Source organism: Delftia sp. 11MD (assembly GCF_050907895.1).
Lineage (GTDB): Bacteria > Pseudomonadota > Gammaproteobacteria > Burkholderiales > Burkholderiaceae_C > Comamonas > Comamonas tsuruhatensis.
In genome coordinates this window covers 758,059-782,191 of the sequence record NZ_CP194333.1, presented here as the reverse complement: position 1 = coordinate 782,191, position 24,133 = coordinate 758,059, and the positions used below count along the sequence as shown (strand labels likewise).

Here is a 24,133-nt window from a genome sequence, read left to right as displayed (position 1 = left end):
AAAGCCTCTTCAGCCACACCCAATTGACGCATAAAAAAATATATTACCTGCAACTTTCAGCAGCAGCAACTCTATAGCCATCGATATCTGGAATCATTCAAAAATATCCAATATCAAATCAAAAATGGAGGTGCGCCAAAGAGAAAGTTTCAAACAAGATCATTACTTCAATCCACCATATTCATCAAACTCAATTTCATCAGGCATAAATATGAAATTTTCTGCATTGAAATTTTCGGTTGCGGGCTTGTCCTTGCTTGCACTGAGTTCTGTCCATGCGCAATCCACTCAGAGTGGAATCGTCAGATTCACAGGAAATATTTCTCCTGTCACTTGCATCGTCAATCTGGGAAGTCGAGACCAGAAGATCGATTTCGGTATCGTACCTCCCAATGACCGCGGTTTCACGTCTGGCGGTGGCGCCGTGGGCAACGTTGCTCTTCCCGCCCATCAGAGAACGATCACCATCAGGCTGGATGGCTGCTCAACCCCAGGAGCGAACAGTCAGCCCACCACTGCCACGGTCCGTTTTGATGGCCCCATCAGGAACGGCCGCATCAATACGAGCAATGCCACGGCCGACATCCAGTTACTGGAGAACAACTCGACAACGGCCATCTGGGATCTGAGCGGCCCGTCTGCGCCTGTCAACCTGCAATCAGGAACCAATACGCTCAACTACATCGCCAGGTACTACGTGGCTGCCGTGCCCCTTGCCCCAGGAGAGGCGAATGCTGAAGCGACTTTCACCATGAACTATCAATAGGCAGTCCACCGCCTCAGAGAAGCGCCGGCCACCTTCTGGTGGCTGGCGCATTCACCTCCAATGCCTGTGGCATTTCTCTCATATACAGAAATTCAGGATCTCCTATGCCGGTGAAAAATCGCCGATCCAGTCTGCTGTCACATTGTTTCGCCATGGCCGCATTGCTTATTTGCGTCTTCCCGGCCAATGCCAGCATAGTCCTCTATGGAACACGGGTCATATTTTCAGGCGACGAGACGGAAGCCACCCTCAAGATTTCCAATGAAGGAAAATTGCCATCGCTGGTGCAGTCATGGCTGGACACGGGCGATGGAGATATGGCGCCCGAGGGCATAGATGTGCCCTTCGTGATCGCGCCGTCGCTCACCCGCCTGGAAGCCTCGGACCAGCAGATGCTGCGCATCATCCATTCCGGCCAGCCCCTACTCCAGGACAGAGAGTCATTGTTCTGGATCAACGTGCTGGACGTGCCGCCCAAGACCGAGAACGCGAAAGGCTCCCAGGGCAGCCTCGCACTGGCCTTTCGCACGCGCATCAAGCTGATATATCGCCCCAAGGGCCTTCCGGGCGAACCGAAGGATGCGCCTGAGCAGTTGCAGTGGTCCGCGAGCACGACCCGAGACGGGCAGGCCGTACTTCAGGCCCGTAATCCGACCGCGTATGTCGCCAATCTGGGCCATATCGCCGTAGAGGCAGCTGGCCAGAGTTTCAAGATGAATGTAGGACATGTGCTGCCAGGAGAAACGGCAAAGTTTGCATTCCAGAAGCCCGCCGAAAACGAACAACTACCCAAGGAGCTTCCTGCGGACGCAGTCGTGGTCTACACCAGCCTCAACGACTGGGGTGGTGCCGAGGGCCACAGGGTCGAACTTGGGCGCCGACGGTAGCCGAAGCCCTAACGCAGCACCGAAAGCCTCCATGCCGGTCACGCGTGACTGGCCGAGGTAGGCAGCACGGCACAGCAGGTGCAAAAAAAGGCATGTCCATCGAGAGGGATTGCTATGAAGAAAAAAGCCGACAGGGTACGGAAGCCAGGCTGTTTCCCGTTCAAGGCCAAACCACTACATGCCTTGCTGCTGGCAGTACTGGCCTGTTGGCAAATGGATATGCGCGCCTCGCAAACAGAGCACACCGCCGGCAGGATGCCGCCCGCACGCGCACAGCACATCGAATTCAACAGCAGCTTTCTGCGAGGAGGCGACGGGATCGATGTCTTGCGTTTTGCAGAGGGTAATTCTGTGGAACCGGGTCTCTACAACCCGGACCTTCTGGTCAACGGCAACTGGATGGCCCGCACCGAGGTGCGGTTCACTCAACGCAGTCGGGGTGCCAGTGCCCAGCCCTGCTTCAACATGTCCCTGCTGGAGCAAATGGACATTGACATGGCGAGCCTGCCGGCGAACGAGGATGTTGTGGATGGAGACCCAGCGTGCCTGCGCATTGAAAAGGTCGTCCCCGGCGCTTCCGCAAGCTTCAACGTAGGTTTGCAACGACTGGATGTGAGCATTCCCCAGATCCTGATGCGGCGCGTGGCAAGCGGCTACGTGAGTCCGGAGCAGTGGAACGCGGGCGTGACGACCGGCACGCTCGGCTATGACTTCAACACCTACCATGCGCGCGGCGGGCCAGCGGGCAGCAGCACCCAGGGCTACCTGGGCCTGAACAGCGGCTTCAACTATGCGCGCTGGCATTTCCGGCACAGTGGCTCGTTCAGTTGGAGCGATCAGGGACCGAGCCGTTATCAGAGCATCTCGGCCTATGCGCAGCGCGACATCGCCGACTGGTCATCGCAACTGATCCTGGGCGACACCTACACCGACGGGGAGATCATGGACTCGGTCTCCTTCCGCGGCCTGCGGCTGCGCACGGATGACCGCATGCTGCCCGAGTCGCAGCGCGGCTTCGCGCCCGTGGTGCGCGGTGTGGCCAATTCCAACGCCCGGGTAGTCATCCGCCAGAACGGCATCAAGCTGCAAGAGACCACGGTGGCACCGGGCGCCTTCGTGATCAATGACCTGTACCCCACCGGCTATGGCGGCGACCTGCAGGTGGACATCGAGGAGGCCGACGGCTCCGTGCGCTCCTTCTCGGTGCCCTATGCGGCCGTTCCTCGTTCGCTGCGCGAGGGCCAGCACCGCTACAGCCTCACAGCAGGCGCAGTGCGCGGCCTGCGTGAGAGCGCTCCGTTCTTCTCGCAGGCAGGCTGGCAGTACGGCTTCTCGAACATGCTCACGGCCTATGGCGGCGCCACGGTCGCCAAGGGCTATTTCTCGCCCACGGTGGGCGCCGTGTTCAATACACCATGGGGTGCCTTTGGCCTGGACCTCACACACGCCAACACCCGCATCCCCCATGACCGCAGCTACTCAGGACAAAGCCTGAGAGTCACCTACGCCAAGACCTTCCCGGAGTCCGGCACGGGCATCACCCTGGCTGCCTACCGCTATTCCACCAACGGGTTCTTCGGCATCAACGAGGCCATGCGGGCGCGCGACCTGACCCGGCCCGCTGCCAGCGGCGCACCGCTCCTGCTGTCGCGCCCGCGCACGCGCGCCGCAATGACACTGAGCCAGCGCCTGGGCGAGCAAGGCGGCAACCTGAGCATTTCCGCCTCCATGGACAACTACTGGAACCGCGCGGGCCGCCGCGTGGACTACACGCTCAACTACAGCAGCTCGTGGCTGGGCGTTCCCTACAACCTGTCGGCCTCGCGCCAGCGCGATGCCTGGGGCCGCCCCAGCACGCAGCTGTACGCAGGGGTGACGATTCCGCTGGGGGCGGGAAAGCCCAGAGTCATGAGCCGTTTCACACATGACTCGCGCGGCGGCAATCAGTTGCAGGCCAGCACCTACGGGCAGGCCGGCAGCGATCTCTCCTATGGCCTGAATGCCGAATACGGCAGCAGCGGCAACCAGGGATCGCGCCTCAATGCAGGCGCCAATGCCCTCTACCGCCGCCCCTACACGCTGTTCAGCGGCAGCGTGAGCGCGGGCCGGGCCGGCCAGCAACTGTCACTGGGCGCGCGCGGCGCCTTGGTCGCCCACCGCGGAGGGGTCACGCTGTCGCAGCCCCTGGGCGAGACCTTCGCCATCGTGCAGGCCCCGCATGCCGAGGGCGCGCGCCTCACCAATGCGCCCGGTGTACGCATCGATGCACGGGGCTATGCCGTGGTGCCCTACATGACACCCTATGCCATGAACGAGGTGTCGCTGGACCCCAAGGGCATGTCAATGGATGTGGAACTGCAGGAAACCAACCGGCGCGTCGCACCGGTGGCCGGTGCCGCCGCCATGGTGGTGTTCAGGACGGCCTACAGCCGCTCGGCCGTGCTGCGCCTGACGCAGGCAGACACGTCGCCCGTGCCTTTCGGCGCCGTCGTCTCGGACGAGAGCGGCAAGGACCTGGGCATGGTCGGCCAGGCCGGCAAGCTCATGCTGCGCGGCCTTTCGGACCAGGGACAGCTGCACGCCCAGTGGAAGGGTGGCGATGGCACGGCCCATTGCAGCATGGCCTATTCGCTGCCGGCGCGGGAGCGCTCCACCGGCTCCCGTGTGCCAGCCAGCATGGACCTGCACTGCGTGCCGTCCCATCTTGCCGCAGCGCCGTCCCATCAGGCCGCGCTGACACACAGAGCCGAGACCTCGCGCCCCATCGCCATCCGCCAGTCCAGCCTGCCCTTCCAGGCCGAGAAGCATCTTGGCGATTTGCGGCTGAGCCTGCGCATCAGTGTCTTGCGCACCACGGCCGATGCGAAGCAGTACACGGGCCAGGCGCAGCCGCCCTTGGCGCCGGACGGCCAGGCAGACAACAGCCCTGGCCTGCGGATCGATCGCAGTCTGGTGGGTGAATTGCGGGACTCGCCGACGCAAGCCCAGGCCTCGGTCGGCGTCTGAACCGACGCGGTACATGGCTGTGCCCACCCCCTTTCCGGCACGCGGTCCGCCGGTCACCTGCCTTGCGATATTGAAATCCAAGAACCGCCTTTTCATTCAGCAACGGAGCATTTTCATGACCATTACCCGTGCCATCGCATTGTCCTCAGTACTCTTCATTTTTTCCATAGGCCAGGCACACGCGCAAGCTTTTTGCTCTAACGATGGAGTCGGCAATTCCATCAACGATGGCAAAAATCACTATGTCCTCCTGCCCAGTAGAACGCTGGAGGTCCCACTGCCGTTTGATATTGAATCTCGTGCAATCGGCAGTGTAGTGGGCCGCGTCGCCTTTCTCCCTTATATCATCAACAAGAAATATACTGGAATGAAAGGGGGTGCAATGTTCTGTGCAAAATACCAAACCTCTGGCTGGTATGGCGTGGGCACCTTTCACCAGAAGCACCGGGCTTATGAGAGCTCCATTCCCGGCATAGGACTGCGCATAGATTTCAGAAAAATGCCTGTTCCGACCGACCCAAGCAATGCAATACAGAGCTACTTTCCCATCCAGGAACTGTCCGATGCTCCCATCTTTATCTATCTGGTGAAGATTGGCCCGATCAAACAGGCAGGGCCCCTCAAAGGGGTTTTCCTTCAATACAAGGTCGACGACGTGGTCATCGCCCAATACCAGTTTGACCGTGAGGCCGCCGCTCCGACCGGTCCGTTCTGCACCGCGAGCCTCAGCGCAGAGAACCCGACCACGGCCGCTGTCGCCCATTCTTCCGGTCGCCCCGCTGCTGAGGGCAGGCTGCCGAAAATGATCGCCAAAGCTCCATCCTGCCTTGCTGATGAACTGCCAGGCACCAAGCCGATTATGGGAAGTTCCAGTGTCGCCCAGCTTTGGCTCAACCGCCACTGATCCCAAGCCTGACTTTGCGAGGGCCTTGGAGCAGGCGCTGCACTCCTCAGAGATGCCATGCGCCTGCACATGCCAGGGCTAACGGCACAAGACGCCACGTTGTTCTTTCGAAGTGCCGCCTTGATTCCAGATGGAGAACCAGAATGAATATGTACAAGCTTTTCGCATTTTCCATGGGAATCATTTTTTCCACCATTTCCGCATCCCATGCAGCAATCTGCATGCCGGCTGACTCCAATCCGACCACTGATGGAAAGAACCATTACATTGCATCTTACCCCGTGAATCAGGTCCTGAGTTTACCCATCAACATAAACTCCGAACCAAACGGCAAAGTGTTTGCAACAATTCCGATTAAACCAGTAGTCAACAACAAGACTCATTCATCAATAATTGCGCAAGTGGTTTGCTCCGGCGCTAGCAGACCTTCATTTTCAGGAATCGGAGCACCTGATGTCAGAATCTACCCCAGCAATGTCTCCGGAATAGGATTGCGCATATCGATGAAGGGGATTGGAACAATTCCCAACGAACTGCCCATACTGACAAATTCGTATCCCATTCCCGAGGGAGAAAATTTCATCATTACAATAGAATTCATAAAAACAGGACCCATCAGTACTATTTTTGGAGATATCCAACTGGCAGGACCATACATGGAAATGAAAATTGCCGGAGCACTCGCCGCGCAATACGTTTTCTCCGGTGTCACCCTGGTCCCCATCAATCCCACCTGCACGCTGGTGTCGGACAGCATCAGCGTACCGCTGGGCACGCATCCCGACACACGCTTCACAGGTTTGGGTGCGACCACGGACAAGGTGCCCTTCTCCATCCAGCTGAGCTGCTCCGGCGGCGACCCGAACACCCAGATCAAGCCTTTCGTGACGCTGTCGGGCACGACGGACACGCAAGTCCCCTCGGTGCTGGCGCTGACCGGCTCGCAGGTCAGCGGCGTTGGCGTGGAGGTGCTGAGAAATGGCGCGATCCAGGGCTTTGGCGCAGCCAACGGCTGGCAGGCGGGCACGATTTCGCAGGGCACGGCAAATTTCCAGATCGACCTGGAGGCGCGCTACCGGCAAATCAGGAATACCGTGAGCGGCGGTGGCAGTGCAAATGCCTTGGCGACCTTCACCATCGACTACCAGTAGGCCGGTCGCAGCACGGCCGTAACACGGCGGTATCGGCTTGGGCCACGAGACAAAAGGGTTAACCCCAGTCCAAAAACGTCGCAACCTCTGCGACATTTCAACCAAGCAAGGTTGCACCATGTCTTCTTCATGGTGCATCTCCATTCGCATTTCCCACCTCTTCCATTCCTCACTGGCACACCATGTCCACCACCGTAGGCATCAAGGTTGATGACGCTCTGCGCGAGCGCATCCGCATCGCCGCCCAGCAGATAGGGCGCACACCGCACTGGCTGATCAAGCAGGCGGTTGTCCAGTACGTCGATGCCCTGGAGCGCGGCGCGACCACCATCCGGCTGTCCAGCGCGGGCGACAGCCAGGGCGATGTGGCGCTGGAAGAAGCGCAACCCAACGCCAGCCAAGAGGTGCAACCCTTTCTGGAATTCGCCCAATCCATCCTGCCGCAGACGCCGCTGCGCGCCGCGATCACGGCCGCCTGGCACCGGCCCGAGCCCGAGTGCCTGCCCGTGCTGCTGCCGCTGGCACGCGCCCAGGATGCCCAGCAGGCCGACAGGGTGCGCGAGCTGGCGACCCGGCTGGTACAGGGCCTGCGCGATGCGCCGGCCGGCAGCGGCGTGGCGGCGCTGGTGCAGGAGTTTTCCCTGTCCAGCCAGGAAGGCGTGGCGCTGATGTGCCTGGCCGAGGCGCTGCTGCGCATTCCCGACCGTGCCACGCGCGATGCGCTGATCCGCGACAAGATCAGCAAGGGCGACTGGCGCGCCCATGTGGGCCGCTCGCCCTCGCTGTTCGTGAACGCGGCGGCCTGGGGCCTGGTGCTGACGGGCAAGCTCACATCCACCAGCAGCGAGAAGAACCTGTCTTCGGCGCTGACGCGCGTGATCGGCAAGGGCGGCGAGCCCCTGATCCGCCAGGGCGTGCACCGCGCCATGAAGCTGATGGGCGAGCAGTTCGTGACGGGCCAGGACATCGCCGAGGCGCTGGCCAACAGCCGCGCCTATGAAAAGCAGGGCTTTCGCTACAGCTACGACATGCTGGGCGAGGCGGCCGCCACCGAGGCGGATGCGCAGCGCTACCTGCAGGCCTACGAGCAGGCCATCCACGCGATCGGCGCGGCGTCCAACGGGCGCGGCATCTTCGAGGGGCCGGGCATCTCTATCAAGCTGTCGGCCCTGCACCCGCGCTACAGCCGAGCGCAGTACGAGCGTGTGATGGCCGAGCTGCTGCCGCGCGTGCTGCGGCTGGCCGAGATGGCCAAGCAGTACGACATTGGCATGAACATCGACGCCGAAGAGGCCGACCGGCTGGAGCTGTCGCTGGACCTGCTGGAGTCGCTGTGCGCGGCGCCCTCGCTCAAGGGCTGGAACGGCATAGGCTTCGTGGTGCAGGCCTATCAAAAGCGCTGCCCGCAGGTGCTGGACCACCTGGTGGACCTGGCCCGCCGCAGCCGCCGCCGCCTGATGGTGCGGCTGGTCAAGGGCGCCTATTGGGACAGCGAGATCAAGCGCGCCCAGGAAGGCGGCCAGGCCGGTTACCCCGTCTATACGCGCAAGGTCTATACGGACGTGAGCTACCTGGCCTGCGCGCGCAAGCTGCTGGATGCGCCCGACGCCGTCTACCCCCAGTTCGCCACGCACAACGCGCAGACGCTGGCCAGCATCTACCACATGGCCCAGGCTGTGGGCGGCAGCTACTACAGCGGCCAGTACGAGTTCCAGTGCCTGCACGGCATGGGCGAGCCGCTGTACGCACAGGTGACGGGCCCGGCCTCCGAAGGCAAGCTGGCCCGCCCCTGCCGCATCTATGCGCCCGTGGGCAGCCATGAGACGCTGCTGGCCTATCTGGTGCGCCGCCTGCTGGAAAACGGTGCCAACACCTCGTTCGTGAACCGCATCGGTGACGCCTCCGTGCCGGTCTCCGAGCTGGTGGCCGACCCGGTGGACGAGGTGATGAAGATCGCCCGCGTTGAAGGCCGGCTGGGTGCGCCGCACCCGCGCATTGCACTGCCGGCCGACCTGTTTGCACGGCAGGGCGAGAAAGACGCGCAGGCCCGCGCCAATTCCCAGGGCCTGAATCTGGCGCACGAGCAGCAGCTGGCCTCATTGGCCGCCGCACTGCTGCACAGCACGCGCCAGACCTATCTGGCCGCGCCCGCAGAGGCCGACCTGCCTGCCGACCCGGCGCGTACCGAGGGCTGGCAGGCCATGCGCAATCCGGCCGAGCTGTCCGACATCGTGGGCTGGGTGCGCGAGGCCACCGCTGCGGAGGCCGAGGCCTGCGCCACCCGCGCCGCCCAGGCCGCGCCGATCTGGGCCGGCACGCCTGCCGCCGCCCGCGCCGATGCGCTGGCCCGCGCCGCCGATCTGCTGGAGCAGCGCAGCCAGCCGCTGATGGGCCTGATCATGCGAGAGGCCGGCAAGACCCTGCCCAACGCGGTGGCCGAGATCCGCGAGGCGGTGGACTTCCTGCGCTATTACGGCGCCCAGGTGGCTGCGCATTTCGACAACGCCACGCAGCGCCCGCTGGGCGTGGTGCTGGCCATCAGCCCCTGGAATTTTCCGCTGGCCATCTTCTGCGGACAGGTGGCCGCAGCCCTGGCTGCCGGCAATACCGTGCTGGCCAAGCCCGCCGAGCAGACCCCGCTGACGGCCGCCGCCATGGTGGCCCTGCTGCACGAGGCCGGCGTGCCACGCGATGCGCTGCAGCTGGTGCCCGGTGCGGGCGAGACCGTGGGCGCCGCCCTGGTGGCGCATCCGCTGGTGGCCGGCGTGATGTTCACGGGCTCCACCGAGGTGTCACGCCTGATTGCGCGCCAGCTGTCGCGCCGCCTGTCGCCCGCAGGCCGCCCCATTGCGCTGGTTGCCGAGACCGGCGGCCAGAACGCCATGGTGGTGGACTCCTCGGCCCTGGCCGAGCAGGTGGTGGCCGATGTGCTGGCCTCGGCCTTCGATTCGGCCGGCCAGCGCTGCTCTGCCCTGCGTCTGCTGTGCCTGCAGGAAGAGGTGGCCGACCGCACGCTGACCATGCTGCGCGATGCGCTGCAGGAGTGGACGCTGGGCAACCCCGACCGCCTGAGCACCGATGTGGGCCCCGTGATCGACGACGCGGCACGCCGCCAGATCGAGGAGCACATAGAGCAGATGGCCGCAGCGGGCCAGAAGGTCACCCGCGTGGAGCGCAAGGACGGCGTGCTCAACGGCCACTATGTGGCACCCGCCCTCATCGAGATCGACAGCACGGAGCGCCTGCAGCGCGAGGTCTTCGGCCCCGTGCTGCACGTGATCCGCTTCAGGCGCGAGCAGCTGGACGCGCTGGTCGATGGCATCAACGCCACCGGCTACGGCCTGACCTTCGGCGTGCACAGCCGCATCGACGAGACCATTGCCCACCTCACCCAGCGCGTGCATGCGGGCAACATCTATGTGAACCGCAATGTGATCGGCGCCATGGTGGGCGTGCAGCCCTTTGGCGGCATGGGCCTGTCGGGCACGGGCCCCAAGGCCGGCGGCCCGCTGTATCTGCACCGCTTGGTGCAGGGGCCTGCCAGCGCGGCGCTGTCGGTCTTCGCACGGGCGGAGTCGCCCGTCCAGGCGCCGCTGCAGCTGCTGGGCCTGCTGCGCGAGACACTGTCCAAGGCGCCGCCGGATGCCATGTCCGCCGACGAGCAGGTGCAGGCCCTGGCCGCCTGCGATGCGGCAGCCTCCGCATCGCGCCTGGACGCGGCCATGCCGCTGCCCGGCCCCACGGGCGAATCCAACCGCTACCGCCTGCTGCCGCGCGGACCCGTCTGGGCACTGCCGCGCACGCCGCTGGGCCTGGTGGCCCAGGTGGCAGCGGCCCTGGCCAGCGGCAATGCCTGCCATGCGGTGCTGCCCGACAACGGAACAGGCGCCGACAGCGGCTGCGCCGCCACCTGGCAGGCGCTGCGCGCCGCTGCGGGCGATGCCGGTGTGCCATGGCTGCACAGCGCCAGCGCCGACTCCCTGGGCGATTCGGCAGCGCCCATGGCGGCCTTGCTGTTCGAGGGCGATGGCGACGCCCTGCTGCAGGTCTGCGCCCAGGTCGCCGCGCGCGACGGCGCCCTGGTGCGCGTGGAAAGCCGCAACAGCGACGAGCTGCACGCGGGCCGCGGCTATGACCTGGCCGCGCTGTTCCACGAGCAATCCATCAGCACCAATACCGCTGCCGCAGGCGGAAACGCTCAACTGATGACCATGGCTTGAACCGCCGGGGCCGGCACAACCGGCCCCTGGCAAGCGCCCCGCACCACCCGAAAAAACACGACCAACGCAGGACACTTCAATGCAATTCAACTGGAACGACCCGACGGCGATCATGTTCGCCATCTACCTGGTCGCCATGCTCGGCATCGGCGCCATCGGCTACTTCAGCACCAAGAATCTTTCCGACTACATCCTGGGCGGCCGCAGCCTGGGCAGCTTCGTGACGGCGCTGTCGGCCGGTGCCTCGGACATGAGCGGCTGGCTGCTGATGGGCCTGCCCGGAGCCATCTACCTGTCCGGCCTGTCGGAAGCCTGGATCGCCATCGGCCTGATCCTGGGCGCCTATCTGAACTGGCGCCTGGTGGCGGCGCGGCTGCGCCTGTACACCGAGCGTGCCGGCAATGCGCTGACGCTGCCCGACTACCTGGCCAACCGTTTCGAGGACCACTCCAGCGTGCTGCGCATCGTGACGGCCGTGGTGATCCTGGTGTTCTTCACGCTGTACTGCGCCTCGGGCGTGGTGGCGGGCGCGCGCCTGTTCGAGAACATGTTCGGCATGCCCTACAGCACGGCCCTGTGGGTGGGCGCGCTGTGCACCATCGCCTATGTGTTCATCGGCGGCTTCCTGGCCGTGAGCTGGACGGACACCATCCAGGCATCGTTGATGATCACGGCCCTGATCCTGGCGCCCGTGATCGCCTGGCTGGCCGTGCAGGGCCATCTGCAGCCGGGCCAGGACCTGCACGCCATCGTGGCGGCAGAGAAGTTCGACCTGTTCCGTGGCGCCAGCTTCGTGGGCGTGGTCTCGCTGCTGGCCTGGGGCCTGGGCTACTTCGGCCAGCCGCACATCCTGGTGCGCTTCATGGCGGCATCGTCGGTGCAGACCATTCCCTCGGCCCGCCGCATCAGCATGACCTGGATGATCCTGTGCCTGGCCGGCGCCGTGGCCGTGGGCTTCATCGGCATCCCCTACTTCGCGGCCAACCCCGCTGGCGCGGCCGCCGTGAACGCCAATGCCGAGACGGTGTTCATGGAAATCACCAAGCAGCTGTTCAACCCCTGGATCTCGGGCGCGCTGCTGGCAGCCATCCTGGCGGCCGTGATGAGCACGCTGTCGTGCCAGCTGCTGGTGTGCTCCAGCGCGCTGACCGAAGACATCTACCGCACCTTCCTGCGCAAGAACGCCAGCCAGATCGAACTGGTCTGGATCGGCCGTGCCATGGTGCTGCTGGTGGCCTTGATCGCCATCGCCATCGCCAGCAACCCCGACTCCAAGGTGCTGGGCATGGTCAGCTACGCCTGGGCCGGCTTCGGCGCCGCCTTCGGCCCGGTGATCATCCTGTCGCTGTTCTGGAGCCGCATGACGCGCGGCGGCGCGCTGGCCGGCATCATCACCGGCGCCGTGACGGTGCTGGTGTGGAAGCAGTTCGGTTGGCTGGGCCTGTACGAGATCATCCCCGGCTTCATCCTGGCCTGGCTGGCCACGGTGGTCGTCAGCCGCATGGGCCCTGCGCCTTCGCAAAGCATCCTGAAGGCGCATGCGGCGGTGGAGAACGAGTTCGAGCGGATCGGGGCACGCTGAGCCGTGCGCACGAAGACGGCACCCCTGCCATGACGCAAAACGCCCGATGCCTGCGCCTCGGGCGTTTTTGCTTTGATGCACGCACTCGAAAGGCCATACAGCCGCTTTACGCCTTCGGCATGCCTGTATAAAATTTTATACAAGGATCTTCCATGGAGCAGGACAAAGACATCCGCTGGGTCGGATCCTCATACGACGATCTGCGGGACTTTCCCGCAGGCCCCAGGCGAGATGCGGGCTTTCAGTTGAGCAAGGTTCAGGCAGGCCAGGAACCGGAGGACTGGAAACCCTTCGACGACGTGGGCGCCGGGACACGGGAGATCCGCGTGAGGGACGCCAGCGGAGCGTTCCGGGTGATGTATGTGGCCAAGTTCGAGGAAGCGGTCTATGTATTGCACTGCTTCCAGAAGAAATCACAGGTGACAAGCCGGCACGACAAGGACATCGCATCGGCGCGCTACCGTGCCGTGGTCCACATGAGAAAGGCCAACAAATGAAGATCGATACAGAAATCCGCCATGTGACCAAGGCGAAGGCAAACCTCTTTCTGGAGCTGGGCTTTCCTGAAGACGAGGCATTGAAGCTGCAAGCTGCATCGCGCCAGCAGATCAACGACACCCATCTTCTCAAGGAGCAGCTGATGGCGGAGCTGGCGCAATGGATTGCACAGCATCACCTGAAGCAGTCAGACGCGGCAGAGATCCTGATGGTGTCCCGCCCGCGCATCTCGGATGTGGTGAATAGAAAGACTGCAAAGTTCACCATTGACGCCCTGGTTGAAATGTTGAGCCGCGTGGGAAAGCCGGTGCGTCTGTCCATTGGTTGATATGCCGGTCGCTGCCCACGACATCGCCAAATCAGATGTACCTCAACGCACATGACGAGCGCTTTGTACGTGGTCGCCACAAGGGGAGTGGTCACTACAATCCAGGGGCTCTTTTTTTCATCGCCGGGCCGCCCCAGGATGAAAAGCGGCCCCCTGCGGGGGACCGCGGACCTTGCCCTGCAAGGGGAGCGTGGGGGCCATTTTTCAACACACAACAAGTGAGACTGCCGCTATGCAAATGATCCGCCGCACCCTTCTTTCGACCTGCGTGGCCGCCATGGCGGCTGCTTCGGCTGGCGCCGTACTGGCCCAGACCAAGGAGGTCAAGGTGGGCTACGCCCTGGCCGTGAATTCGCACTACGGCGCGGCTGCCCAGGCCTGGGCCGATGCGGTGGAAAAGGGCACGAACGGCGCCTACAAGTTCAAGCAGTTCCCCGCGTCCGCCCTGGGCGGCGAACGCGAGCTGATCGAGGGCCTGCAGCTGGGCACGGTGGAGGCGGCCATCGTCTCCACGGGCGCCATCAGCAACTTCGTGCCCGATGTGGGCGTGGTGGACATTCCCTTCCTGTTCCGCGACACGCAGCATGCGCGCGCCGTGCTGGACGGCGCCTTCGGCCAGGAGCTGCTGGCCAAGTTCAGCAAGCGCGGCCTGGTCGCGCTGGCCTGGGGCGAGCAGGGCTTTCGCCACCTGTCCAACAACAAGCACGCCGTCAACGGCGTGGCCGATCTCAAGGGCCTGAAGATCCGCGTGACCGAGAACCCCGTGCACATCACGGCCTTCCGCACGCTGGGCGCATCGCCCACGCCCATGTCCTGGCCCGAAGTGATCGGTGCGCTGCAGCAGGGCACGATCGACGGCCAGGAGAACCCGATCTCGGTGCTGGCCTCGGCCAAGCTGTGGCAGGTGCAAAAGCACCTGACGCTGACGGCCCACGTGTACGCGCCCATGGCCCTGCTGGTGTCGCCCTCGTTCTGGGGCACGCTGAACGACAGCCAGAAGGCGGCCTTCACGCAGGGCGCCAAGTCAGGTGCCATCGCTTCGCGCGTGTTCGTGGACACGGTGGAGAAGAAGGGCGTGGAAGAGGCCAAGAGCCACGGCATGCAGGTGGTGGAGAAGGTGGACCAGGCCGCCTTCCGCACCGCGCTGGATCCGGCCTATAAGGAATACGCGAAGAAGTTCGGCCAGAAGACGCTGGACACCATCGCCAACGCCAAGTAACCCCCTGACGCATTGCGGGCTGCGGCCCGCAATGCAGGGCGACCCGCTGCGGGCAACACCTGTGGCCCCGCACGGCGCCCGCGCCGATGATCTGACCTCCGGCGGCAGCCCGGCCCTTGCGCCACTCCCCTCCTGCCCTCGCCCACTCCTATGCTCAACCGAATCGAACGCGCCCTTGTGGCCTGCAACCGCTGGCTGCTGATCGTGCTGCTGCTGGCCATGGCCTGCATCGTGTTTGCCAATGTGGTGCTGCGCTACACCACGGGCGACTCCATTGTCTGGGCCGAGGAAGTGGCCCGGCACATGATGATCTGGGTCACCTTCCTGGGCGCGGGCCTGGTCCTGCGCTTCGGTGGCCATGTGGCCATCGACAACCTGCACCGCTCGGTGGGCACGCGCAAGGCGCAGTGGCTACGCCGCCTTGTGGTGCTGGGCGTGGGCCTGTTCTGCGCGGTGATGGCGGTGGCCTCGTCGCAGTACGTCTGGGCCACGCGCTTCCAGACCACGGCGGCCACGGACATTCCCATCTCCTTCGTCTACGCGGCCATGCCCGTGGGCTTCGTGTTGATGCTGGTGCATCTGCTGTTCATTGCGCGCGGCTATATCGCAGACGGCTCGTTCGCCGAATCCGACGAGATGGATGCCGACGCAGCCGCATCCATATGACCCCCCTGAGTCGCTGCGCGCCTTCCCCCAGGGGACGACACCCTCGCTGCGGGGCGGCGCGGCCGGCCCAGGCCCTTGCTTGGTGTCTCCTGCCTTGGAGCGTGTCAGTTCCATCGCTCTGCCATGAATAACTGATTCGAACGCACATCATGGGTATCACGCTTTTCATCGCCATCATCGTCCTGCTCACGCTGGGCTTTCCGGTGGCCTTCGCGCTGGCGATCTCCGCCGCGCTGGCCGTCTTCGTGGGCGGCCGCTATCCGCAGCTCATCGTGTTCAAGGAGATGTTCACGGGCATAGACAGCTTTCCGCTGATGGCCGTGCCCTTCTTCATCCTGGCCGCCGAGCTGATGTCGGGCGGCGCGCTCACGCATGTGCTGCTGCGCTTTGCCGCGCAGTTCGTGGGCCATCTGCGCGGCGGCCTGGGCTATGCCAATGTGCTGTCGCTGACGCTGTTCTCGGGCATTTCGGGCTCGGCCCTGGCCGATGCGGCCGGCCCCGGCTCGATGATGGTCAAGATGATGGACAAGGCCGGCTATGCACGCTCCTACGCGGCGGCGCTGACGGCCAGCACGGCTATCGTGGGACCCATCATTCCGCCGTCGGTGAGCATGATCATCTACGCGCTGCAGGATGAAAACGTCTCCGTTGGCGGGCTGTTCATGGCCGGCTTCATCCCCGGCATCCTGATCGCGCTGGCCATGGCCGCCGTGAACTGGTGGGTGTGCAGGAAGCGCGACTACCGCTCCACCGAGCCGCGCCCCGACGGCCGCACGATGTGGATCAACAGCTTCAAGGCGATTCCCGCGCTGATGCTGATCGTGCTCATCGTGGTGGGCATCCGCTTCGGCATCTTCACGCCCACCGAGGCGTCGGTGGTGGCCGTGTTCTACGCCCTGGTCTGCGGCAAGTGGGTGTACCGCACGCTGCAGTGGTCGGCGCTGCCGGGCATTGCGGCGCGCTCGGCCATGCTGACGGCCTCGGTGCTGCTGGTGATGGCGACTTCGGCGGCCTTTGCCTGGGTGCTGACGGTGGAGGGCATTCCGCAGTACCTGTCCGAGCTGATCGTGAGCTGGCAGCTGTCGCCCACCCTGTTCCTGATCGCGGTGAACATCCTGCTGCTGGTGTTCGGCATCTTCATGGAGCCGCTGCCCGGCGTGATGATCCTGGTGCCCATCCTGGCGCCCATTGCGTTCAGCCTGGGCATCGATCCCACGCACTTCGCCATGGTGGTGATCGTGAACCTGACGCTGGGCATGATCACGCCGCCCGTGGGCGGGCTGCTGTTCGTGACCTCGGTGGCCACGCGCGTGTCCATCACCGATCTCACGCGCGAGATGCCGCTGTTCCTGCTGGCGCACTTCGTGGTGCTGTGCCTGCTGACCTTCATCCCCGCGCTGTCCACCTGGTTGCCGCATACGCTGGGCTTCCAGTGACGACAAGGGCCTCCGAGTGAGGCCCTTTTTTTTGCCGCCGGGCCGCCCCAAGGCAAGAAGCGGCCCCCTGGGGGCAACGGACCTTGCGCAGCAAGGGTAGCGTGGGGGCCTTTTTTTCCGGGGTGCCCAGCGCCTCAGAAGAGTAGGCCAGCCATGCGCTGGGCCGTTTCCTTCAGGTGCGGCAGACCCTCCAGCGCCTGCGCCAGCGGCATGCGCGCCTCCGGCGCATGTACGGCCAGCGTGGCGCGGCACTGGCCCTTGGCATCGCGCACGGGCACGGCCACGGCGATCATGCCGCGCATGAATTCCTCGCGGTCGCAGGAGTGGCCTTCGCGCACGATGCGCGCGCACTCATGTGACAGCGCCTCGGGCGTGGTCAGCGTGTTGGCCGTGCAGGCGGTGAGTTCCACGCTGTCCAGAATGGCGGCGCGCCGGGCCGCAGGCATATGGGCCAGGAACAGCTTGCCGCTGGCCGTGGCGTGGATGGGCACCATCGATCCGGCCTCCAGCTGGATGCGCAGCGGCCAGTGGGTCTCGACACGGTCCAGGTAGCGCACGCGCGTGCCGTCCAGCACGGTGAGGTTGCAGGTCTCGCCCAGACGGGCCACCAGTTGGGACAGCAGCTCATGGCGCAGGGCCTGGCGTGGGTCGGCTTGCAGGGCGCGCACCGCCAGGCTCAGCAGCTTGGGGCCCGGGGAGAAGCTGCGGTCACCCTCGTGGCGCAGCAGCCATTGCCGCGCCTCCAGGTGGGAGCACAGGCGCGAGGCCGTGGCCTTGGGCAGATTGAGCGCGGCTGCGATGTCCATGAGGCCCGGCGGGGCCTCGGCCTGGGTGACGAAATCGAGCACGGCCAGCGAGCGGTCGGAGACCGAGTTCGCTTCGTCCTGCCGTGCAGGGGTGGGGTCCGGGGCAGCGCTGGCAAGGGATGGCGGCATGGGGCGGTGTCGTGTCGTGTGGAAGGCCGGAAACGCTTTCGATCATGCCTGATCGCCAGGAGGCGGCAAGGGTTTGCGCGGGGTTGCAGTCCACGGCGGCAACGAATAAGTTTCACTCAAAGGAACAAATAGTTCCTTCAAAAGAAACTAAAAAGGAGCCACCGCATGCCGGACCCCATCGACAGCTATGACTACGTGATCGTGGGAGCAGGCTCTGCCGGCTGCGTGCTGGCCGCGCGCCTGTCCGAGGACCCGGCCACGCGGGTGCTGCTGCTGGAGGCAGGCCCGCCGGACCGCTCGCCCTGGATCCACCTGCCCATCGGCTACGGCAAGACCATGTGGAGCCCCGTCTACAACTGGAAGTTCGAGACCGACCCGGACCCCAACATGAACGGCCGGCGCATCTACTGGCCACGCGGCCGCACGCTGGGCGGCAGCAGTTCGATCAACGGCCTGATCTACGTGCGCGGCCAGCGCGAGGACTACGACCACTGGGCCGCGCTGGGCAATGCGGGCTGGTCGTATGAGGAGGTACTGCCCTACTTTGTGAAGTCCGAAGGCAATGCGCGCGGCGCCTTCCCGGACCATGGCGCGGACGGGCCGCTCAAGGTCTCGGACATCGGCGCACAGCATCCGCTGATCGAGGCCTTCATTGCCGGTGCAGGCCAGGTCGGCGTGCCCCGCACCGAGGACTTCAACGGCCGCGACCAGGAGGGCGCAGGCTACTACCAGCTCACCACCCACAAGGGCCTGCGCTGCAGCACGGCCAAGGCCTATCTGGGCGAGGCCCGGCGCCGCCCCAATCTGCGCATTGAAACCGACGCCATGGCCACGCAGCTGGTGCTGCGCGGCCGGCGCGCCACCGGCATCCGCTACCGGCAAGGCGGGCAGGAGCGCCAGGCCCAGGCGCGGGCCGAAGTGATTCTGTCGGCAGGCGCCATCCAGTCGCCGCAGCTGCTGCAACTGTCGGGCATAGGTCCGGCCGCGCTGTCGCAGTCCCTGGGGATTCCCGTGGTGCACGATCTGCCGGGCGTGGGCGAGAACCTGCAGGACCATCTTCAGATACGCCTGGGCTACGAATGCAGCCAGCCCATCACCACCAATGACCAGCTCAATTCCTGGGTGGGCAGGACCAGGCTGGGGCTGGAGTGGCTGCTGTTCCGCTCGGGCGCGCTGGCCGTGGGCATCAACCAGGGCGGCTGCTTCATGCGTGCGCTCAGGGACGAGCAGGGCCGGCCCGTGGCCGCCACGCCCGACATCCAGTTCCACGTCTCCACGCTGTCGGCCGACATGGCAGGGGGGCAGGTCCATCCGTACTCGGGCTTCACCATGTCGGTCTGCCAGCTGCGGCCCGAGTCACGCGGGCAGTTGCGCATCCGCTCGCGCGATGCCTTCGAGCCGCCCTCCATCCAGCCCAACTACCTGGCCACCGACCTGGACCGCCGCACCAACGTGGCGGCCGTGCGCGCGGCACGCGCCATTGCCGACACGCCGGCCATGCGCCCCTTCGTGAAGCGCGAGGTCAAGCCCGGCCCCGATGCGCACAGCGATGCGGAGCTGCTGGAGTTCTGCCGCAACCACGGCGCCACCATCTTCCACCCCAGCGGCACCTGCCGCATGGGCAGCGACGCCCTGGCCGTGGTCGATGCGCGGCTGCGCGTGCATGGCATGGCCGGGCTGCGCGTGGTCGATTGCTCGGTCATGCCCACCCTGGTCTCGGGCAACACCAATGCGCCCGTGGTGATGATGGCCGAGAAGGCCGCCGACATGGTTCGCGAAGACAGGCACGGAGAGACAGGGCAGCTCAAGGTCGCATGACTGCCCGTTCCTGCATCCCGGCAATGCGACAGACAACCAGGAGACAGCATGACGACGGCAACCGATCCCAGGGTCATCCGCAAGGTGGTGACCTCCGCGCTCATCGGCGCAACCATCGAGTGGTATGACTTCTTCCTGTACGGCGTGGTCGCCGGCATCGTGTTCAGCAAGCTGTACTTTCCCAGCGACGATCCGCTGATCTCCACGCTGCTGGCCTACACCACCTTTGCCGTGGGCTTCGTCACACGGCCGCTGGGCGGGGTGATCTTCGGGCACTTCGGCGACCGCGTGGGGCGCAAGAGCATCCTGGTGGTCACGCTGATGATCATGGGCGTGTCCACCTTCCTGATCGGCCTGCTGCCCACGCATGCGCAGATCGGCGTGGCCGCGCCCATCCTGCTGCTGCTGCTGCGCGTGGCCCAGGGCATAGGCCTGGGCGGCGAATGGGGCGGTGCCGTGCTCATGGCCTACGAATACGCGCCCAAGGAAAAGCGGGGCTTCTATGCCTCCCTGCCCCAGGTGGGCCTGGCCATCGGCCTGTTCATGGCCTCGGGCGTGGTGGCCCTGCTGTCCTGGCTGTGTACCGAAGAGCAATTCATGGCCTGGGGCTGGCGCATCGCATTCCTGATCTCGGGCCTCATGGTGGCCGTAGGCATGTACATCCGCCTGCATGTGAAGGAGACGCCCGAATTCGCAGCCGTCAAGGCACGCAATGCGGAAACGGCCATCCCTTTCATGGACATGATGCGGCGCTATCCGGGCAATGTGCTCAAGGGCATGGGCGCACGCTATATCGACGGCGTTTTCTTCAACGTCTTCGGCGTGTTCTCGATCAGCTACCTGACCTCTACCCTGCAGATCAGCCGCACCGACGCATTGATCGGCGTGATGGTCGCCGCCGTGGTGATGTGCTTCACGATTCCGCTGTTCGGCCGCCTGTCCGACCGCATGGGCCGCAGCCGCGTGTATCTGTGGGGATCGCTGATCACCGCGGTCTCGGCCTTCCCGGCCTTCTGGCTCATGGCCCACAGCGGCGGCAATGTGCTGCTGATATGGATCGCCATCGTCGTGCCCTTCGGCATTCTCTACGCGGCGGTCTACGGTCCCGAAGCCGCCCTCTTCTGCGACCTGTTCGACGCCAAGGTACGCTACACCGGCATTTCCTTCGTCTACCAGTTCTCGGGGATCTTCGCGTCCGGCATCACGCCCATCATTGCGACGGCGCTGGTCAAGACAGCCGGTGGCAGCCCGTGGCTGGTGTGCCTGTATGTGGTGTTTGCGGGAGCGGTATCGGCGTGGTGTGCCTGGGCGATCGGGCGGGATGGACAGGGTGCCCGCGCCTTTCGGCCCGTGGGCAATGCCAGGGCAGGCCTGTGAATGGATGGAACTCGGGCGCTTTCAAGAAGTTTGAATACGCACGCTGGAAAACACATTGCCGGCGTACGAACCCATTTCAGGGACTCCAGCAAAAGCCACTCAAAAACATCGCACTGTTTCTCTTTGTAAAGACGATGGCTAGAATGCCCATGCATTTTCTTAATCAGACAGAGAGGGACCATGTTCAAGAAAGCATTGGCAGCAGCCATCTTGCTGGGCTGCGGCCTGGCGCACGCATTCATGCCCAGCAATGGCACCTGGGTCGTGACTTCCGAACTCAACGGCAAGCCGGGTCGCGGGCTGGCCATCGATGCACAGAACGGCACGCTGGTCATGCAGATGTATGCCTACGAGCCCAGCGGCCAGCCCACCTTCTACATGACCTCGGGCGCGCTGACCAATAACCGCTTTGCCGCTCCGCTGATCCGCTACAAGGGCGGCCGCTTTCTGGGCAGCGGCCCGATGTCGGGCTCCGAAGACCGGAACATGGGCCAGGTCAGCATGCGCTTCACCAGCGGCGTGTCGGGTTTCATCACGCTGCCCGGCGAACAGGAAGTGGCGATTTCGCGTTTCAACTTCGGTTACCCCGCCGTGGCCTCCAGTCTGCGGGGACTCTGGGCGCTGACTTCGTTCGGCAGCGAAGGCGTTGCTTCCGAAGTGGTGAATATGCAGCTGCAAACGCCTGCCACCGCGAACGGCAATGGCCTGATGGAAACGGCGGACAGGCTGTTTGGTTGCGAACACCAGATCCGGGGCAATCTGGCGGGCGGCGTCCTGTGCGTCAAGGTCAACAACTACGGCCAATTGCTGCGCTCCTACTACTTCGTCTACAGCGTGAACGAGGGTGAAGGCAGCTCCCGCACCAATGGCACCCGCCCCGAACAGGTGCTGGTGGTCAAACGCCTGCTTGACCCGAAGGGCGTGGGTACAGGCATCGTCTACGCGGCCGACGCACCCGTGGACCCAGTGCCCACCGTGCTGCACGACATCATCGAGAACCTGTCCTTCAACGCCGCACCTCTGCCAGCCGAGCAGGAGTGACGCCCTCGCTGCCGGCCACCCCTCAGGGCAGCGCCGGCAGCTGCTCCGCATGCCGCAGATCCACATGCGCCTGCAGGAAGTCGAGCACGGCGCGCGTGCGCGGGGGCAGGCGGTCGGGCTTGCCCAGGTAGACGGCGTGGATGGGTTCCAGGTCGCCCGTGTTGAATTCCTCCAGCACGGGCACCAGCCGGCCGGCGAGCACGTCGGCCCAGGCGTGGTACAGCGACAGGCGGGCCAGGCCCGTGCCGTGCAGCGCCAGCTCGCGCATCACATCGCCGTCGTTGACGCGCACCACCTCCCCGATATCGACGGCCACGCGCTGGCCGTCCACCAGAAACGGCCAGTGCGGTATGGCGCGCTGGTAGCTCCAGCCCAGGCGCACATGGTGGCCCAGCTCATCGGGATGGGTGGGCCGGCCCATGCGGGCCAGGTACTGCGGAGAGGCCAGGATGACCTGCCGCGTGTGGCCCAGCAGCCGCGCCACCATGTCCGAGGGCGGAAGCTGGCCCCAGCGCACGGCGATGTCGGTGCCGGCCTCGACCAGGTCCACGATCTGGTCCGTGAAGCTCAGTTCCAGGTTCAGCCCGGGATGGCGCTGAAGCAATTGCGGCACCAGGGGCACGAGCAGCATTTTTCCGGTCGATGAGCTGGTGTTGATGCGCACTAGGCCGCGTGGTTCGCTGCGCACGGCCACGCAGGCCTCCAGTTCCTCCAGGTCGGCCAGCACGCGCTTGCCGCGCTCGAACAGCTGGCAGCCTTCGGGCGTGAGATGCAGGCGCCGCGTGCTGCGCTGCAGCAGCTGCACGCCCAGGCGCGCCTCCAGCCGCGACATGCTTTTGCTCACGGCCGAGGGGGAGATGCCCAGGTGGCGCGCAGCGGCCGAGAGGCTGCCGCGCTCGGCGACCAGGATCAGCATTTCCAGCTCGGCAAAGCGGTTGGCATCGGCGCTGCCCGTGTCGGCGGCGGCGAGAGGAACAAGTGCGGGCATGGTGTCTCCGAGAAAAGGATCATCTATTCCACACAGGAACAGATCCGTTTCCATTATTCCATCTACACAAAGGTATGTTGCAGTGCGACATTACTGGACATCACACCAAGGATCACAAGGAATCCGTCCATGCCTCTTTCCCTACTCGCCCTGGCGGCCGGTGCCTTTGGCATCGGCACCACGGAATTCATCATCATGGGCCTGCTGACCCAGGTCAGCCAGGATCTTCACATCAGCATTCCCACGGCGGGCTCGCTGATTTCGGGCTACGCCATCGGCGTGGCCGTGGGCGCGCCGGTGCTCACGCTGCTGACGCGCCAATGGCCGCGCAAGCGCCTGCTGCTGGCGCTGATGCTGATCTTCATCGCCGGCAACCTGGCCGCCGCGTTCGCGCCCAGCTATGAATGGCTGATGTCGGCGCGCGTGCTGACCTCGCTGACCCACGGCACCTTCTTCGGCGTGGGCGCCGTGGTGGCCACGGGCCTGGTGCCGGTGGACAAGAAGGCGTCGGCGATTGCGCTGATGTTCTCGGGCCTGACCCTGGCCACCCTGCTGGGCGTGCCTGCCGGCGCCTGGATCGGCCAGATGTTCGGCTGGCGCAGCGCCTTCCTGGCCGTGGCCGCGATCGGCGTGCTGGCCTTCGCCATCCTGGCCGCCTTCGTGCCGCGCGACCAGGGCCGCCCCGAGGTCACGCCGCTGGCGCAGGAGCTGGCCGTGCTGGCCAACGGCCAGGTCTGGCTGGGCCTGGGCATCACGGCCTTCGGCTTTGCGGGCGTGTTTGCGCTCTACACCTATGTGGAGCCGCTGCTGACCCAGGTGACCCGCATGGGCGACAGCCTGGTGGCGCTGACCCTGCTGCTGTTCGGCGCGGGCCTGGCCGCAGGCAATCTGCTGGGCGGCAAGCTGGCCGACCGGGGCGTGATGCGCGCCCTGGTGTGGAGCATTGCGGCGCTGATGGTGGTGCTGGCGGCAGGCCGCTGGGCCTTCGGGAACCAGGCCGTGGCCATGGCCTATGTGATCGTGCTGGGCGTCGTGGCCTTCGCCACGGTGGCCCCCATGCAGATGCGCGTGCTGGACCAGGCCGGCCCCCAGGGCGCCAACCTGGTCTCCAGCCTGAACATTGCGGCCTTCAACCTGGGCAACGCCCTGGGTGCCTGGGTTGGCGGCCTGGCCCTGGCCGGTGGCCTGGGCCTGGTCAACCTGGGCTGGGCCGCCGCCGCGCTGACGGCCGTGGGCCTGGTGCTGGTCTTCTGGAGCAGCCGCCTGCCCGCAGGCTCCGCACGCAGCGCAGGCGTGGCCTGCGCCTGAGGC

18 protein-coding genes are annotated in these 24,133 nt (G+C 65.0%); 16 read left to right on the top strand and 2 right to left on the bottom strand.

Going from position 1 to position 24,133, the window contains the following annotated elements:
• The first annotated feature begins 124 nt into the window (after nucleotides 1-124).
• The 12 genes from ACRSCF_RS03545 to ACRSCF_RS03490 all read left to right on the top strand — a co-directional run bounded on the left by ACRSCF_RS03545 (nucleotide 125) and on the right by ACRSCF_RS03490 (nucleotide 16,663).
• Nucleotides 125-766, top strand: coding sequence for a fimbrial protein (locus ACRSCF_RS03545; RefSeq protein WP_082254100.1), 642 nt, complete (start codon nucleotides 125-127; stop codon nucleotides 764-766).
• 104 nt (nucleotides 767-870) lie between these two features.
• Nucleotides 871-1,653: a fimbrial biogenesis chaperone gene (locus ACRSCF_RS03540; protein ID WP_199136519.1), complete on the top strand. Its 783-nt coding sequence runs from the start codon at nucleotides 871-873 to the stop codon at nucleotides 1,651-1,653.
• Nucleotides 1,654-1,767: 114 nt separating this feature from the next.
• Nucleotides 1,768-4,659: a fimbria/pilus outer membrane usher protein gene (locus ACRSCF_RS03535; protein WP_289240850.1), complete on the top strand. Its 2,892-nt coding sequence runs from the start codon at nucleotides 1,768-1,770 to the stop codon at nucleotides 4,657-4,659.
• Between the two features lie 115 nt (nucleotides 4,660-4,774).
• Nucleotides 4,775-5,563, top strand: a complete 789-nt coding sequence (locus ACRSCF_RS03530; protein WP_244387766.1) for a hypothetical protein — start codon at nucleotides 4,775-4,777, stop codon at nucleotides 5,561-5,563.
• A 143-nt stretch (nucleotides 5,564-5,706) separates the two neighbouring features.
• Nucleotides 5,707-6,714 carry a fimbrial protein gene (locus tag ACRSCF_RS03525; protein ID WP_209671757.1) on the top strand — a complete coding sequence of 336 codons (1,008 nt, stop codon included), beginning with the start codon at nucleotides 5,707-5,709 and terminating at the stop codon, nucleotides 6,712-6,714.
• Between the two features lie 182 nt (nucleotides 6,715-6,896).
• The gene (putA, locus tag ACRSCF_RS03520; RefSeq protein WP_244387765.1) at nucleotides 6,897-10,934 is read left to right on the top strand and encodes a trifunctional transcriptional regulator/proline dehydrogenase/L-glutamate gamma-semialdehyde dehydrogenase; all 4,038 of its coding nucleotides are present in this window, start codon (nucleotides 6,897-6,899) and stop codon (nucleotides 10,932-10,934) included.
• Between the two features lie 79 nt (nucleotides 10,935-11,013).
• Entirely contained in the window at nucleotides 11,014-12,516 is a 1,503-nt protein-coding gene (gene putP / locus ACRSCF_RS03515; protein ID WP_047218444.1) for a sodium/proline symporter PutP, read from the top strand.
• 152 nt (nucleotides 12,517-12,668) lie between these two features.
• Nucleotides 12,669-13,013 carry a type II toxin-antitoxin system RelE/ParE family toxin gene (locus ACRSCF_RS03510; protein ID WP_013800422.1) on the top strand — a complete coding sequence of 115 codons (345 nt, stop codon included), beginning with the start codon at nucleotides 12,669-12,671 and terminating at the stop codon, nucleotides 13,011-13,013.
• Nucleotides 13,010-13,342, top strand: coding sequence for a helix-turn-helix domain-containing protein (locus ACRSCF_RS03505; RefSeq protein WP_013800421.1), 333 nt, complete (start codon nucleotides 13,010-13,012; stop codon nucleotides 13,340-13,342). Before ACRSCF_RS03510 ends, ACRSCF_RS03505 begins: the two co-directional genes overlap by 4 nt.
• 232 nt (nucleotides 13,343-13,574) lie before the next feature.
• Nucleotides 13,575-14,561: a TRAP transporter substrate-binding protein gene (locus ACRSCF_RS03500; protein WP_244387764.1), complete on the top strand. Its 987-nt coding sequence runs from the start codon at nucleotides 13,575-13,577 to the stop codon at nucleotides 14,559-14,561.
• Between the two features lie 150 nt (nucleotides 14,562-14,711).
• Nucleotides 14,712-15,227, top strand: coding sequence for a TRAP transporter small permease (locus ACRSCF_RS03495; protein ID WP_013800419.1), 516 nt, complete (start codon nucleotides 14,712-14,714; stop codon nucleotides 15,225-15,227).
• A gap of 149 nt (nucleotides 15,228-15,376) precedes the next feature.
• Entirely contained in the window at nucleotides 15,377-16,663 is a 1,287-nt protein-coding gene (locus tag ACRSCF_RS03490) for a TRAP transporter large permease (RefSeq protein ID WP_034363235.1), read from the top strand.
• A 134-nt stretch (nucleotides 16,664-16,797) separates the two neighbouring features.
• On the opposite strand, the gene ACRSCF_RS03485 is transcribed toward ACRSCF_RS03490, so the two are convergent.
• A complete protein-coding gene (locus tag ACRSCF_RS03485; protein ID WP_034363231.1) occupies nucleotides 16,798-17,598 on the bottom strand; it encodes an IclR family transcriptional regulator in 801 nt (266 codons plus the stop codon).
• Between the two features lie 165 nt (nucleotides 17,599-17,763).
• Between ACRSCF_RS03485 and ACRSCF_RS03480 the strand changes: the two genes are divergently transcribed.
• The 3 genes from ACRSCF_RS03480 (at nucleotide 17,764) to ACRSCF_RS03470 (ending at nucleotide 21,834) form a co-directional block, all read left to right on the top strand.
• The gene (locus ACRSCF_RS03480) at nucleotides 17,764-19,416 is read left to right on the top strand and encodes a GMC family oxidoreductase (protein ID WP_034363228.1); all 1,653 of its coding nucleotides are present in this window, start codon (nucleotides 17,764-17,766) and stop codon (nucleotides 19,414-19,416) included.
• Between the two features lie 48 nt (nucleotides 19,417-19,464).
• On the top strand, nucleotides 19,465-20,793 hold the full coding sequence (locus ACRSCF_RS03475; protein ID WP_126312704.1) for an MFS transporter: 1,329 nt from the start codon (nucleotides 19,465-19,467) through the stop codon (nucleotides 20,791-20,793).
• Between the two features lie 180 nt (nucleotides 20,794-20,973).
• Nucleotides 20,974-21,834: a hypothetical protein gene (locus ACRSCF_RS03470; protein WP_046237941.1), complete on the top strand. Its 861-nt coding sequence runs from the start codon at nucleotides 20,974-20,976 to the stop codon at nucleotides 21,832-21,834.
• Between the two features lie 22 nt (nucleotides 21,835-21,856).
• On the opposite strand, the gene ACRSCF_RS03465 is transcribed toward ACRSCF_RS03470, so the two are convergent.
• Nucleotides 21,857-22,822: a LysR family transcriptional regulator gene (locus tag ACRSCF_RS03465; RefSeq protein ID WP_244387763.1), complete on the bottom strand. Its 966-nt coding sequence runs from the start codon at nucleotides 22,820-22,822 to the stop codon at nucleotides 21,857-21,859.
• Between the two features lie 129 nt (nucleotides 22,823-22,951).
• On the opposite strand from ACRSCF_RS03465, the gene ACRSCF_RS03460 reads away from it, so the two are divergent.
• Nucleotides 22,952-24,130 carry an MFS transporter gene (locus ACRSCF_RS03460; protein ID WP_012207748.1) on the top strand — a complete coding sequence of 393 codons (1,179 nt, stop codon included), beginning with the start codon at nucleotides 22,952-22,954 and terminating at the stop codon, nucleotides 24,128-24,130.
• Nucleotides 24,131-24,133 lie beyond the last annotated feature (3 nt).